The sequence below is a fragment of the Stenotrophomonas sp. S41 genome (genome assembly GCF_016624625.1).
Classification (GTDB): Bacteria; Pseudomonadota; Gammaproteobacteria; order Xanthomonadales; family Xanthomonadaceae; genus Stenotrophomonas.
Window position 1 is genome coordinate 1 of the sequence record NZ_JACVTV010000108.1, and the last position, 15106, is coordinate 15106.

Here is a 15106-nt window from a genome sequence, read left to right on the forward strand (position 1 = left end):
ATCCCCCCCGCGCGGGGCCGGGGGGTTGGGGGTGGGGGGGCCCGGTGGGCCCCCACACCTCAGCCACCCCACCAACGCTCACACGATATCGTCGACCACGCCACCATCCACGCGCAGGGCGGCGCCGGACGTGGCCGAGGCCTGCGCCGACGCCAGGTAGACCACCATGTTGGCCACTTCCTCGACGGTGGCCGCGCGCTGGATCACCGAGGCGGGGCGGTGGGCCATGACGAATTCACGGCCGATCTGCTCCAGCGGCTTGCCGCTGCGTGCGCGTTCTTCCTCGAACATTGCCGCGAAGCCGTCGGACAGGGTTGGGCCGGGCAGCACCGCATTGACGGTGACGCCGCTGCCGGCCACGCGCTTGGCCAGGCCGCGCGACAGCGACAGCTGGGCGGTCTTGCTGACCCCGTAATGGATCATGTCGGCCGGGATGTTGCGCGCCGATTCGGAGGAAATGAACAGCACCCGGCCCCAGCCGGCATCGACCATGGCCGGCAGCAGGGCGCGGGCCAGGCGCACGCCGGACATCACGTTGGTCTGCCAGTAGCGTTCCCAGGTGGCGTCGTCGGTGTCGAAGAAATCCTGCGGGCCGAAGATGCCGGCGTTGTTGACCAGGATGTCGATCTTCGGCAGGCCCGCCAGCAGGGTCTCCACGCCGGCCGCATCGGAGAGGTCGGCGGCCACGCCGATCACTTCGGCGCCGGGCACGGCGGCCAGCAGGCGCTGGCGTGCACGCTCGGTGCTGTCGACGCTGCGGCCGTTGATGACCACCGTGGCACCGGCGGTGGCCAGGCCCTCGGCGATGGCCAGGCCGATGCCGGCGGTGGAAGCGGTGACCAGCGCAGTGCGGCCGCCCAGTTCGATCTTCATGGGGAACATCCAGCAACGGAGGGATGAACCAGTATCAACCCGGCGCTGTGATCGGGATGCAGCGCCAGCTGCAACACAATGGTGCGGCATTGGTAGGTGCGGACCGTTGGTCCGCACGAACAGCCCCGGTAGGTGCGGAACGTTGGTCCGCACGGCTCCTCAGGTCAACGTCGCCACCGCCTGGTTCGCCGCCGCGCGCACCTTCGGCAGCAGCCGCAGCACCAGCGCCATCTGCGTGCGGATCAACTGCAGCTTCGGCGGCATCGCTTCTTCAATCTGTTCCAGCTCGGCGGCCACCGCGCGGTCAGCATCGTTGTCCTCCTCGCTGACCGGCTGCCGTGCGGTCAGGGCGGTGGCCAGCTGCTGCAGGGCCTTGCGCACGCGTTCACCGGCGGCCAGGGCCAGCGGGTCGCCCGCGTAGCTGTCCACCTGGTCGCGGTGCGCGCCCAGCGCCGACAGATGGCCGAGCAGGGTGTTGGACAGGGCCAGGAAGTGGAAGCCGGCATCGAGGTTGCGGCGCACGTGGCCGGGCTCGCGCAGCATGTTCGACAGCGCCGTGGACAGCGCTGCGTCGGCGTTGTGCATGTCGCGGCGGGCGATGCGGTAGGCGAGGTCGTCGCGCATGCCGCTGCGGTACTGGCCCAGCACCGAATCGAGGTAGCGCGAGGCGGTGTCCAGCACGCGTGCCAGCACCAGGTGCAGCTGCCGGCCCTGCCAGTCGGGCAGGATCAGGAACGCGGCCGCCGCGGCGATGGCACAGCCCAGCACCGTGTCGACCATGCGCGGCACGATCAGCACGAAGCCATCGCCGATCAGGTTGAAGCAGGTCAGCGCCATCACCGTGATCGCCGCCGAGGCCACCAGGTAGCGGTCGGTGCGGTTGTAGAAGAACAGCAGCGCCGACAGCAGGGCGATCAGCAGCTGCACGTGCAGCTGCGGGAACAGCTGCAGCAGCGCCCAGGTCAGCACCAGGCCGGCGAGGGTGCCGACCACGCGCTGGGCCAGACGCTGGCGGGTCGCGCCGAAGTTGGGCCGGCACACGAAGACGATGGTCAGCAGCACCCACGAGCCGTGCTGCGCGTCGAACAGGCGGATGGCGAGGAAGCCGGCGACCAGCGCCACCGCCATGCGCAGGCCGTGGCGGAACAGCACCGACCCCGGCGTGAGCTGCTGGCGGATGCGCACGCCCATCTCGCGCAGGGTATGCGGATTGCTGTCGCGCAGGCGCGTATCGACGTTGTCCAGGCTGGCTTCGGAACGCTCGGCATCGAGCAGGCGGCGCTCGATGCTGCGCAGGTTGTGCACCAGCAGGTCCAGCGAGCCGAGCAGGCGCTGCCACTGCGGGCGCTGCTGGTCACGCAGGTAGGCCAGCGCATCGGCCAGGTCACGGCCGGCCTGCTGGTTGCTTTCACCGTACACGAATGGCCGGCGCAGGCGGATCGCCTCGCCCAGGCGCGCGCAGGCCTGGCCCTGCAGGTCGAGCAGGCGCTGGCAGCGGTACAGCACGTCGCTGTGGAAGAACGCATCGACCAGCGCGCCATAGGGATAGTGCGAGGAGCTGGCGCGTTCGTGGAAATCCTGCGCCATGTAGTACAGGCGCAGGTACAGGCCGGAATTGACGCCCGGTCGGCCGGAGCGGCCGAAGCGGGCGAGGATCGCGGCCTTCGCTTCGTTCAGTGCCCCGACCACGCGGCGGTTCTGTTCGGCCAGGTCCAGCTGGCGGCGCTGCAGGTCGGCTTCGCGCACCGGCTCGAACAGGGTGGCCTTCAACTGCAGGTAGCGGCCCAGTTCCACGTACAGGCGGGCCACCCGTTCGCGCACCGGGCGGTTGGCGAACAGCGCGGTCCACAGGATCGACAGCAGGCCGTACCAGACCGCGCCGATCAGCAGGTGGCTGGCCGCTTCCACGGCGCGGGTCAGGTCGCCGGCGCCGCCGTGCTGCTCCAGGCCGATCATGGTGTAGATGGCCAGCGTCACCGTGGCCTGGGCGATGGATGCGTAGCGTTCGCCCAGCGCACCCAGCAGGGTCAGGCAGAACGTGGACAGTGCCAGTGCGCCGATGAACACCCACGGCAGCGGGAACAGCCAGATGACCGAGGCGGCGGCGATGCAGAAACACAGCAGCGACAGCAGCACGGCCTTGGTCCGGCCCCACCAGTTGTCATCGGTCTCGGCGATGGCGCTGGCGATGATGCCGAGGAACACGCCGGGCAGCGCCGGCAGCGCGTCCAGGTGCCAGCACACGCCCAGCGCGGTGGTCAGGGCGATGAAGACGCGCAGGCCATAGCTGGCCTTTTCGTGGGCCCACAGGCGGCTGAAGCGGGATTCGCGGGTGGACATGCAGGCTCGGGGGGCGGGATGCCCCCCATTATTGCGGTGTGGGCGTGAAATGGGTGGCCGATGTGCGGACCAACGGTCCGCACCCACCGAAGCAGCCGATATGCGGACCAACGGTCCGCACCCACCGAGGTGGTCCGCATCCACCGGGTTGGGTAGCGCCGGGTTACATCTCCCAGCGCACGCTCACCGCGAAGGTACGCGGCAGGCCGACGCCTGCGTTCGACCAGTACTTGCGGTTGCCCAGGTTCTCCACGCTGGCGCGCAGTATGACCGGATGGCCCGAGGCGACCAGGTGGTAGCCGACGCCGGCGTTGACCAGGGTGTAGTCGGGCAGCTTCAGGGTGTTGTCGGCGTCGTACCAGACATCGCCGTAGTAGCGCACGGCGGCATAGGCTTCCAGCCCGTCCACCCACGGCAGCTGGTAGTTGGCGTGCAGCACGCCGCTCCAGCGGGCCGCGCCGGCGGTGCGGTTGCCTTCCTGCGAGGCGCTGGCCGGGGACAGCTTGTCGTAGGTCGGGTCCAGCCAGGTCACGCCGCCGCCGACGGTCAGCGCATCGCTCAGGTGCACATCGGCGCTGGCTTCCACGCCTTCATACAGGGTGATGCCATCCTGCACGAGGAACTTGCCGGCGTCGGTCAGCAGGTCGATGTTGGCGCCGCGCTCCAGCCGGAAAGCGGCCACGTTCGCATTCCAGCGCGGTGCTTCCACTTTCGCGCCGATCTCGTACTGCTTGCTGATGGTCGGGTCGAGCACATCGCCGGCATTGATGTAGGTGTTGCCGACGCGGCTGCCGGCTTCCAGCGATTCGATGTAGCTGGCGTACAGGGTCACTGCGTCGCTGGGCTTGTACATCACCGCGTAGGTCGGGGTGACCGGGTAGGTGTGGTAGCTGCCCTTGGTCTCGAAGTCGTTGTAGCGCCAGCCGGCCAGCACCGACCAGCCACCACCGAAGTCGATGGTGTCGCTGGCGAAGACGGCCTGCTGCACGGTCTCATCGCCACGGCTCAGAACCCGCGAGCCCACCGCGTCGTGGCGGAGGGCCGAACGCTGGTAGAGGTTGGCGCGGCCGATGGTGCTCCACTCGTAGGGGCGGTCCCAGCCCAGCCCGGTCTGGTGGCTGACGCCGGCCACCAGCTGGTGCTGCAGCGGGCCGGTGCGGAAGCTGCCCTGCACCAGTGCCTGGGCCAGCTTCCACTCGCTCTTGCCACCCAGCTCGTACACGTTCACGTCGTAGTCGCCGTTCACATCGTCGATGTAGGCGAAGATCTTGTTGACGTCGTTCCACGAGGTGGTGACGCCGTAGCTCAGGCTGGCCTTCCAGTCACTGTTGATCTGCCAGTTCAGCGCGGTCGACAGCAGGCTGGAGCGGGTGTCGTAGTAGGTGCCCAGCACGCTGTTGTCGACGTCACCGGTGATCGGGCGCGGCAGCGACGTCAGGCCGATGAAGTAGTACTGCGGCGATTCCTCGCTGAGATCACGCGACTGGAACACGCCGTCGAAGGTCCAGGTCAGCGCATCGCTCAGGCGCGCATCCAGGGACAGCGCGCCGACCTTGCGGTCGACGTGGCCGCCGTTGAAGGTCTCGCCCTTTTCCTGGTACGCGTTGAAGCGGTAGCCGAACATCTGCTCGTTGCCGAAGCGGCCGCCGACATCCACGCCGCCGCTGACGATGCCCTGTTCGCGCCAGCCGAGCTGGGCGCTGAAGGTGGGTACGTCGGTGGGCTTCTTGGTGATGTAGTTGACGATGCCGCCCGGTGCGCCGAAGCCGTACAGGAAGCCGCCGGGGCCCTTCAGCAGGTCGACCTGCTCCATCACTTCCAGCGGCCATTCGGTGCCCCACGAGGAGACCTGCAGGCCGTTGACGCGGTAGCTGTCGTAGTTCAGATCGATGCCGCGGTTGCGGATCGGCGAGCTCCAGCCGCTGGCATAGGCGCTCACCTGGGTGGTGACCGACGGGTCGAACAGGAAGGCTTCGCCCAGCGAAACGACCTGGCGCTGCTCGATCTGCTCGCGGCCGACGGCGGTGATGGCGAACGGGGTATCGCGCAGGGCGCGGTCGCCGAGGGCGCCGGCTTCGGTATGGGTGCGTTCGGCGGTGACCTTGATCGCATCCAGGTCGGTGGCACTGCGGGTGTCGGCCGGGGCTTCGGCGTGGGCGGCACAGGCGGCGGACAGGGCCATGGCCAGCACGGCCAGGCGGGGGGAACGGGTGGGCAGCATCGGTGGGGGATCCTTCGCGGACAGCACACGACCGTCCGCGGTGGCGGAAGGGAAGGGGTCGATGGCTGGGATCACGCAGGCGTGCCGGCAAGCGGCAGCGGGGCGTCGCTGGGGGAGGCGGCGCAGGACCGTAGCTGGATGAGAATTGTTCTCTTTTCGTTACGGCGCGTCAAATGGCGTGCGGACCAACGGTCCGCACCCACCAGGGGCATGAGGCGTGGGGGGGGGGGGGGGCGGCGCCCCCCCCCCCCCCCCCCCCCCCCCCCCCCCCCCCGGGGGCGCCCGGCCCCCCCCCCCCCCCCCCGGGCCGGGCGGGCCGGGGGCCGCCACCTCCCGTCACGCGCGCTGCGCGCGCTTCAGCAGCTTCGCTTCGCGCCTGCGCGCGCGGCGTGCCCGCCAGCGTTCGGCCAGGCACGAGAAGATCACGTACAGCGCCGGGGTGCTCAGCAGGGTCAGGCTCTGCGAGAACAGCAGGCCACCGATCATTGCGATGCCCAGCGGACGGCGCAGCTCCGAGCCTTCGCCGAGGCCGATCGCCAGCGGCACCGCCGCCAGGATCGCCACCATCGTGGTCATCATGATCGGGCGGAAGCGCACGATGCTGGCCTCGCGTGCCGCCTCGCGCGGCGCCAGGCCGTGCTCGCGCTGCGCCACCAGGGCGAAGTCGATCATCATGATCGCGTTCTTCTTGACGATGCCGATCAGCAGCACCAGCGCGATCATCGAGATGACCGACAGTTCGGTGTTGGTGCCGAACAGCGCCAGCAGCGCGCCCACGCCGGCCGCCGGCAGGGTCGACAGGATCGTCACCGGGTGGATCAGGCTTTCGTACAGCATGCCCAGCACCAGGTACACGGTCAGGATCGCCGCCATCACCAGGATCAGCATGTCGCTGGGGTCGGAATTGAAGCCGAAGCCCGCATCGTCGGCCAGGCGGATGTCGCCCGGCATGCGCATGCCCGCCACCGTCGAATCGATGATCGCCTTGGCCTCGCCGGCGCTGACGCCGGGTGCGAGGTTGTAGCTCAGGTCCATCGTCGTGTACTGGTTTTCATGGGTGATCTGCGACGGCGCCAGCCCCGGGGCCTGGCGGGCCACCGCGGTGATCGGCACCATTTCGCCGCTGCGTGCCTTCACGTACACCTCGTCCAGCGCCGCCGGCGTGGCGGTCTGCGACGGCAGCGCGTTGACCACCACGCTGTACTGGTTGATGTCCGAGTAGATCGTGGAGATCTGGCGCTGGCCGAAGGCACCGTACAGCGCACCGTCGATGGCACCCACGCTGATGCCCAGGCGCGCGGCCTTGGCGCGGTCGATCTCGATGTTCTGGCGCAGGCCGGCGTTGTCGACGTCGGTGCCGACGTCACGCAGCTTCGGGTTCTTCTTCAGCGCCGCCTGCAGCTTGGGCAGCCACTCCTGCAGCGCGGCCAGGTCGTTGCCCTGCAGCGAGATGCGGTACTGCGCGCCCTGGCTGTTGCCGCCGCCGTCGTTGCTGGGCAGGTCCTGGATGGCGCGCAGGCGCAGCTGCAGGTCCGGGTAGCGGTCGGCCTTGGCACTCAGGCGGGCCAGCGCATGCGCGGTGGTCTCGCGGCGGCCGTCCTTGCGCGATTTCAGCTCGACGTTGAACTGCGCGCTGGACCCCTGGCGGCCGCTGCCCAGGCGCACGCCCACGGTCTTCACCGCCGGGTCGGCCATCAGCATGTCGGTGATGCGGCGCTGGCGGGCCACCATGTCCTCGAAGGACACGGTGGCGCTGGAGTTGGCGCGGCCCCAGATCAGGCCGGTGTCCTGCGGCGGGAACGCGCCCTTCTTCACCGCACCGAACAGGAAGATGGTGACGCCGATCAGGATCAGCGGGGTGAGCGAGAGCAGCAGCGCATGGCGCAGCGAGAAGTCCAGGAACACCGTGTAGATGCGCAGCATGCGGTCATGCCCCGCATCGAGCCAGCGGCCGAAGCGCGACGGTGCGGCGGTGTGGTCGTGCGCGCTGAGGAACCGGCTGCACAGCGCCGGGGTCAGGGTCAGCGAGACGATCATCGAGACCACGATGGCCGCCACCAGGGTGACGGTGAACTCGCGGAAGAACGCGCCCATCATGCCGCTGGCGAACAACAGCGGGATGAACACCGCCACCAGCGAGGCGGTGATCGAGACGATGGTGAAGCCGATCTCGCGCGCACCGGTGAAGGCCGCCTGCATGCGCGGCATGCCTTCGTCGAGATGGCGCATGATGTTCTCGATCACCACGATGGCATCGTCCACCACGAAGCCGATCGCGATCACCAGCGCCAGCAGGCTCAGGTTGTTGAGGGTGAAGCCCAGCGCGTACATCACCAGCGCGGCACCGGCCAGCGACAGCGGCACGGTGACCGCGGCGATCAGCGTGGGCGCCAGCCGGCGCAGGAACAGCGCCATGGTCAGCACCACCATCGCCAGGCTGATCAGCAGGGTGATCTGCACCTCATGCAGTGACGAGCGGATGGTCGGCGTACGGTCGAAGTACGGCGTCATCGTGGTGCCGGGCTGCAGGTAGTCGCGCAGGCCGGGAATCTGCGCCTTCACCCGGTCCACGGTTTCGACGATGTTGGCGCCGGCGCGGGTGAACACGTACATCACCACGGCCGGTTTGTGGTTGAACCACGCGGCCTGGTAGGCATCCTGCTGGCCGTCGTAGACGTTGGCGATGTCCTTCAGGCGGATCACCCGGCCATCGCCCTGGGTCTTGACCACCAGCTCGGCGAAGTCGGCGGCGCGCGCCACCGAATCGTTGGCGATGATCGCCGTGGTGGTGTTGCCATCGCTGAGGAAGCCGGTGGGCGAGGTCACGTTGGCCGCGCGCACCGCATTGCGCAGGTCGTCGGCGGTCAGGCCGAGGGCGTTCATCTGGCGCAGGTTGACGTCCACGCGCACGGCCGGCGTCGAGGCACCGGCGATGTCCACCGAGGCCACGCCGCTGATCTGGCGGATGCGCTGGGCCAGCAGCGAATCGGCGACGTTGTACAGCTCGTCGGCCGACTGCGTCTGCGAGGTCAGGGCGATGGCGATGACCGGATCGTCGTTCGGGTTCGCCTTCTGGTACATCGGCGAACCCAGCCCCGAGGGCAGGTCGGCCTGTGCCGAATTGATCGCGGTCTGTACGTCCAGCGCGGCCGAATCGATGTTGCGGTCGCTCTGGAAGATCATGAACACCAGCGAGCTGCCTTCCGAGCTCGACGAGCGCATGCGGTCGATGCCCGGCAGCTGGCCGAGGTGGCGTTCCAGCGGTGCGGTCACCGTGGACGCCATGGTCGCCGCATCTGCGCCGGCCTGGTTGGCATGCACGAAGATCACCGGGATCTCGATGTTCGGCAGTGCCGACACGCCCAGCCGCAGGTAGCAGATCACGCCGATCATGAACAGGCCGACGGCCAGCAGCGCGGTGCCGATCGGGCGGCGGATGAAGGGGCCGGACAGGTTCATCGTGCGGCCCCCCGCAGCAGCGGGGCGCGGATCATGCCTGCGGCTCCTGCAGCGTGCCGTCGCGCAGGGCGCGCTGCTCGCGGCGGCGTGCCATCCACTCCGAGAAGCGCTCCATGTACAGGTAGATCACCGGCGTGGTGTACAGCGTGACCAGCTGCGAGAGCAGCAGGCCGCCGACGATGGCGATGCCCAGCGGACGGCGCAGCTCCGAACCGATGCCGCTGCCCAGCGCCAGCGGCAGCGCGCCGAGCATGGCCGCGGCGGTGGTCATCATGATCGGGCGGAAGCGCAGCAGGCAGGCGCGGCGGATCGCTTCGTGCGCGTTGGCACCGGCACGGCGCGCCTCGATGGCGAAGTCCACCATCATGATGCCGTTCTTCTTGACGATGCCGATGAGCAGCACGATGCCGACGATGCCGTCCACCGACAGGCTCAGGCCGCACACCATCAGCGCCAGCAGCGCGCCGACGCCGGCCGGCGGCAGGGTCGAGATGATCGTGATCGGGTGGATGTAGCTTTCGTACAGCACGCCCAGCACGATGTAGATGACCACCAGCGAGGCCAGCAGCAGCCACACCACGTCGGTCTGGCTGCCGGTGAACTCGGCCGCCTTGCCGATGAACTCGGCATGCAGGTGGGCCGGCATGTCCAGGCTGTCCTTGGTCTCTTCGATGGCCTTGACCGCATCGGACAGCGAGTAGCCCGGGGCGATGTTGAAGGAGACCGTCACCGCCGGCAGCTGCTGCTGGTGGCTGACCACCAGCGGCGCACTGGTGACCTTGCTGTCGGCCAGCGCCGACAGCGGGATGATGTTGCCCGCACCGACGGTGATGCCGGTGTTCTGCGCGCCGATGCCGGTGGCGGTGGACGAGTTGGACGAGGTGACCTGGCCGAAGCTGGTGGCGTTGGTGCCGGTCAGCGCGCCGACACCGTTGGAGGCCACGGCCAGCTGTTCCATCAGCGCGGTGCTGGTGCGGAACTCCGGTGCCACTTCCAGCACGACGCGGTACTGGTTGAGCTCGGTGAAGATGGTCGAGATCTGGCGCTGGCCGAACGCATCGTAGAGCGTGTCATCGATGGTCTGCATCGGCACGCCCAGCACGCTGGCCTTGTCGCGGTCGATGTTCAGCTCCAGGGCGCGGCCCTGGTTGGACAGGTTGTTGTCGACGTCGGCCAGTTCCGGGCGCTTGCGCAGCGCCTCGGTCAGGCGCGTGGCCTGGGTGGCCACGGTGGCCGAATCCACGTCCGACAGCGAGTACTGGTACTCGGTGGCGGCCACGCGGGTATCCAGGGTCACGTCCTGCACCGGCTTCAGGTACAGGGCCACGCCGGGGATGCCGGCCACGGCCTTCTGCAGGCGCGGCAGGATCTCATCCAGGCCGTCACGCTCGCCGCGTTCCTTCAGCACGATCGACAGCTGGCCCTGGTTGAGCGTGGGGTTCATGCTGCCGGCGCCGATGAAGGCCGACACGCCGGTCACGTCCGGGTCCTGGCGCAGGGCTTCGGCCACCTGCTTGGTGCGCTGCTCCATCTGCGGGAAGGCGATGTTCTGGTCGGCCTGGACCACGCCGGTGATCAGGCCGGTGTCCTGCTCGGGCAGCAGGCCCTTGGGAATCAGCACGTACAGCAGCACGGTCAGCACCAGGGCACCGCCGGCCACGGCCAGGGTCAGGCGCTGGTGGCCCAGCACCCAGTCCAGGCTGTGCTCGTACAGGCCCACGGTGCGCGTCCACAGGTTCTGCTTGCCTGCCGCCGCTGCCCGCTCATGCGCGTCCTCGCCCTCGGGCAGGGCGTCGGGCTTGAGCAGGTAGGCGCACATCATCGGGGTCAGCGTCAGCGAGATCAGCATCGACAGCACGACCGCGATGCTCAGCACCCAGGCGAACTCATGGAACAGGCGGCCGGTGACGCCGGGCATCAGCAGCAGCGGCAGGAACACCGCCACCAGCGACACGGTCAGCGACAGCACGGTGAAGCCGATCTGGCGCGCACCGATCTCGGCCGCTTCCTTGCCACTCTTGCCCTGCTCGATGTAGCGGACGATGTTCTCGATCATCACGATCGCATCGTCGACCACGAAGCCGGTGGCCACCACCAGCGCCATCAGCGAAAGGTTGTCCAGCGACATGCCGGCGAAGGCCATCACCGCGAAGGTGCCGGCCAGTGACAGCGGCACCGCCACCGACGGAATGATGGTGGCCCAGAAACGCCGCAGGAACACGAAGATGACCGCCACCACCAGGCCGATGGTGAGGATCAGGGTGAACTGCACTTCATGCACCGAGGCGCGGATGGTCTCGGTACGGTCGTTGAAGACTTCCAGATGCACGTCGGCCGGCAGCACGCCCTGCAGCTGCGGCAGGATCGCGCGGATCCGCTCGACGGTCTGCACGATGTTGGCGCCCGGCTGGCGGCGCACTTCCAGCAGCACGGCCGGCTTGCCGTTGGCCCAGGCGGCAAGCTGGTCGTTCTCCACGCCATCGACCACGTCGGCCACGTCGGACAACCGCACCGGGCGGCCGTTCTTGTAGCTGATGATGGTGTCGCGGTATTCGGCGGCGCTGGCCAGCTGGTCGTTGGTGCCGATGCTGTAGGACTGGGTCTTGCCGTTCAACGAACCCTTGGGCGCATTGACGTTGGCCTGGGTGAGCGCGCTGCGCAGCTCCTCCATGGTCAGGCCCATGTTCGACAGCTGCGCCGGGTTGACCTGGATGCGCACGGCCGGGCGCACGTTGCCGGCGATCGACACCAGGCCCACGCCCTGCACCTGAGACAGGCGCTGGGCGAGGATCGAGTCGGCGTAGTTGTTGACGTCACGCAGCGGGCGCGTGTCCGAGGTCAGCTTCAGGGTGACGATGGCCGCGTCGGCCGGGTTCACCCGGTTGTAGACCGGCTGGTACGGCAGCGAGGAGGGCAGGGTGGCCTGGCGGATCGCCGCCTGCACGTCCTGCGCGGCGATGTCGATGTCGCGGTCCATCGAGAACTGCAGGATGATCGTCGACAACCCCGCCGAGGAATCGGAGGTCATCAGTTCCAGCCCGGAAATCTGCCCGAACTGGCGCTCCAGCGGCGTGGTCACCAGCGAAGCCATGGTGGTCGCGTTGGCACCCGGGTACTGGGTGGTGACCACCAGGCTGGGCGCATCGATTTCCGGCAACGCCGACACCGGCAGCTTGCGGTAACCGAGAATGCCCAGCAGCAACAGGCCCGCCATCAACAGCGAGGTAGCGATGGGACGGCGGATGAAGATCGTCGAAAAGCCCACGGACTGATCCTTGCTGGCGCTTCAATGGCAGCGCCGGCTGCGAGGCCGGCGCGAAAGGAAAGGGTGGCCTGCGCTCAGCGCGGGCCACCACCACGACGGCCACCGCCGCCACTCTTCTGTTCGGCGGCCTTCAGTTCGGCCTCGGTCGGCGCGGCCGGGGTCTCGCCCGGCTTCAGCGCGGTCACCTTGCTGCCCGGCTTCAGGCGGAACTGGCCTTCGCTGACCACGCGCTCGCCGCCCTTCAGGCCTTCGGCGATCTGCACCTGGCTGTCGCCCACTTCCACGCCGCTGCGCACGGTCTGCATCTTCACCGTGTTGTCGCCCTGCACGACATAGACGTACTCGCCGTCCGGGCCGCGCAGCACCGCCTGGGTGGGGATGACCACGCCGCCGCCGATCGTGCGCAGCTGCATGCGCACGTTGACGAACTGGCCCGGCCACAGGCCGTTGTCGGTGTTGTCGAAGATCGCGCGGGCCTTGAAGGTGCCGCTGTCGGCGCTGATCAGGTTGTCGACCACGTCCAGCTTGCCGTCACCGGACAGCACGTGCGAATCGGCGCGGTCCAGCGCGGCCACCGGCACGGCGCCGGCGTTCTGCGCCTGGCGCACGTCGCCGAGCTGGCGCTCGGGCAGGTTGAACAGCACGTGGATCGGGTGGATCTGGGTGAGGGTGACCAGCGCGGTACCGGCGCTGACCACGTTGCCGGCGTCGACCGCGCGGATGCCGGCGATGCCCGAGATCGGCGCGGTGATGCGGGTGTACTGCAGCTGCACCTGCGCGGCACGCGCGCTGGCTTCGTTGGCGGCCACCGCGCTTTCGTACTGTGCCACTTGATTTCGCTGTGTATCCAGATCGGTCTTGGCGACGAACTGGCGGTACTCCGGCGCGTTGGAGCGCTGGTAGTTGGAACGCGCGGTGGCCAGCAGCGCTTCGTTCTGGCGCTTGGCGGCCACGGCCTGGTCGTAGCTGGCCTGGGCGCTGCGCGGGTCGATCTGCGCCAGCAGGTCACCCTGCTTCACTTCCTGGCCCTCGCGGAAATTGATGCTCATCAGCTGGCCGCCGACCTGCGGGCTGACCGTGACAGTATTCATCGCGGTCACCGTGCCCAGCGCGCTGGCATACACCGGCACGTCCTGGCGCGTCGCATCGACCACGGTCACCGGCACCGGGCCGGCATCGGGATCCTCGCCGCCCTGGCGCGCGCCTGCGGCCTGGCCACCGGCCTTGTCCTTGCCGCCACCGAGGACGCGTACGCCCACCACCGCCAGCACCAGCACTGCCACGACCAGCAGCACGATCTTCCAAACACGTGACATTCAAGGACTCCAAGAGGGCTGGACGGGGCGGACCCCGGGTGGCAATGCGCAAAGCATACCTGCGGCCCGCTACGTTTCCTGCATGACGTATGGGACGGGCGCTAAGACCGGGCGCGGCGGAGGAGGTTCCCGTGGGGGGCGGTGTTGGCCTACATTCAGGTGCAGACCCCTTCCGTGGAGACCCCCGATGCGCCGTTCCCTGCTGCTGTCCGCCCTGCTGCTGGCCCTGCCGGCCCTTGCCCACGCCCAGCAGGCCGAGCGCCCGGAGGTGACAGCCGCCGCGCAGCGCCTGCAGGCCCAGATGGTGGAGTGGCGGCGTGACTTCCACGCGCATCCGGAGCTGTCCAACCGCGAGGAGCGCACCTCGGCCGAGGTCGCCAAGCGCCTGCGCGCGATGGGCCTGAAGCCGAAGACCGGTATCGCCCACCACGGCGTGGTGGCGATCATCGAAGGCGGCAGGCCCGGCCCGAAGATCGCCCTGCGTGCGGACATGGATGCGTTGCCGGTGACCGAACAGACCGGCCTGCCCTTCGCCTCCAAGGCCACCGCGCAGTACCGCGGGCAGACCGTGGGCGTGATGCATGCCTGTGGCCACGACGCGCACACCGCCACCCTGCTGGGCGTGGCGCAGGCGCTGGTGGCGATGAAGAAGGACCTGCCGGGCCAGGTGATGCTGATCTTCCAGCCCTCCGAAGAGGGTGCGCCGCCGCCGGAAGAGGGCGGTGCCGCGCTGATGCTGAAGGAAGGCCTGTTCGCTGACTTCAAGCCGGAAGCGGTGTTCGGCCTGCATGTGTTCTCCAGCGTGCAGGCGGGCCAGATCGCGGTGCGTGGCGGCCCGCTGATGGCGGCGTCGGATCGCTTCGGCATCAAGGTGATCGGCCGCCAGACCCATGGCTCGGCGCCGTGGAACGGGGTGGACCCGATCGTGGCCACCGCCGACCTGATCGGCACCGCGCAGACCATCGTCAGCCGCCGTACCAACCTGTCCAAGCAGCCGGCGGTGGTGACCTTCGGCGCGATCAACGGTGGCATCCGCTACAACATCATTCCCGATGAAGTGGAGATGGTCGGCACCATCCGCACCTTCGACGAGGGCATGCGCCAGCAGATCTTCGCCGACCTGCGCAACGTGGCCGAGCACACCGCGGCCGCGCACGGTGCGAAGGCGGTGACCGACATCTACGAGTCGGAAGGCAACCCGGCGACGGTGAACGACCCGGCGCTGACCGCGAAGATGCTGCCGAGCCTGCAGGCGGTGGTGGGCAAGGACAATGTGTACGAGCCGCCGCTGCAGATGGGTGCGGAGGATTTTTCGCTGTACGCGAAGGAAGTGCCGGGCATGTTCTTCTTCGTCGGTTCGACCAGCGTGGGCATCGACCCGGCGACGGCGCCGGCGAATCATTCGCCGAAGTTCCTGCTGGATGAGAAGGCGCTGGATGTCGGGTTCCGGGCGTTGATGCAGGTGAGCCTGGATTACTTGAACGGTGCTGGCACTCCTGCGGGGTGAGGGTTTACCGGCAGGGCTTGCAGCCCTGCACCCGCAGAATCAACCGCAACGTCAACGTCAAAGGCGATGCTGGATTTCTGTTGGTTGGGCGGGGCGGTGTGGGTGGGCAGGACACGCCGTAAACC

Annotated in this window: 7 protein-coding genes; 1 reads left to right on the plus strand and 6 read right to left on the minus strand. The window is 68.6% G+C overall.

Going from position 1 to position 15106, the window contains the following annotated elements:
• Positions 1–78: 78 nt before the first annotated feature.
• The 6 genes from IAE56_RS17610 to IAE56_RS17635 form a co-directional block, all read right to left on the minus strand.
• Positions 79–873 carry an SDR family oxidoreductase gene (locus tag IAE56_RS17610; protein ID WP_108770229.1) on the minus strand — a complete coding sequence of 265 codons (795 nt, stop codon included), beginning with the start codon at positions 871–873 and terminating at the stop codon, positions 79–81.
• Positions 874–1032: 159 nt separating this feature from the next.
• Positions 1033–3213, minus strand: coding sequence for a YccS family putative transporter (gene yccS, locus IAE56_RS17615; protein WP_164073812.1), 2181 nt, complete (start codon positions 3211–3213; stop codon positions 1033–1035).
• 163 nt (positions 3214–3376) lie between these two features.
• Entirely contained in the window at positions 3377–5434 is a 2058-nt protein-coding gene (locus IAE56_RS17620; protein ID WP_200753421.1) for a TonB-dependent receptor, read from the minus strand.
• A gap of 336 nt (positions 5435–5770) precedes the next feature.
• On the minus strand, positions 5771–8893 hold the full coding sequence (locus IAE56_RS17625) for an efflux RND transporter permease subunit (protein WP_200753422.1): 3123 nt from the start codon (positions 8891–8893) through the stop codon (positions 5771–5773).
• Positions 8894–8924: 31 nt separating this feature from the next.
• Entirely contained in the window at positions 8925–12158 is a 3234-nt protein-coding gene (locus tag IAE56_RS17630) for an efflux RND transporter permease subunit (protein ID WP_200753423.1), read from the minus strand.
• 74 nt (positions 12159–12232) lie between these two features.
• Positions 12233–13474, minus strand: coding sequence for an efflux RND transporter periplasmic adaptor subunit (locus tag IAE56_RS17635; RefSeq protein ID WP_108770224.1), 1242 nt, complete (start codon positions 13472–13474; stop codon positions 12233–12235).
• Positions 13475–13661: 187 nt separating this feature from the next.
• Here IAE56_RS17635 and IAE56_RS17640 point away from each other — a divergent pair, with 187 nt between their 5' ends.
• Positions 13662–14981, plus strand: a complete 1320-nt coding sequence (locus tag IAE56_RS17640; protein WP_200753424.1) for a M20 family metallopeptidase — start codon at positions 13662–13664, stop codon at positions 14979–14981.
• Positions 14982–15106 lie beyond the last annotated feature (125 nt).

Bases quoted from the DNA above. Each gene is read 5' to 3' on its own strand.
- IAE56_RS17610 (WP_108770229.1), bottom strand. From the start codon at position 873: ATGAAGATCGAACTGGGCGGCCGCACTGCGCTGGTCACCGCTTCCACC.
- yccS (WP_164073812.1), bottom strand. From the start codon at position 3,213: ATGTCCACCCGCGAATCCCGCTTCAGCCGCCTGTGGGCCCACGAAAAG.
- IAE56_RS17620 (WP_200753421.1), bottom strand. From the start codon at position 5,434: ATGCTGCCCACCCGTTCCCCCCGCCTGGCCGTGCTGGCCATGGCCCTG.
- IAE56_RS17625 (WP_200753422.1), bottom strand. From the start codon at position 8,893: ATGAACCTGTCCGGCCCCTTCATCCGCCGCCCGATCGGCACCGCGCTG.
- IAE56_RS17635 (WP_108770224.1), bottom strand. From the start codon at position 13,474: ATGTCACGTGTTTGGAAGATCGTGCTGCTGGTCGTGGCAGTGCTGGTG.
- IAE56_RS17640 (WP_200753424.1), top strand. From the start codon at position 13,662: ATGCGCCGTTCCCTGCTGCTGTCCGCCCTGCTGCTGGCCCTGCCGGCC.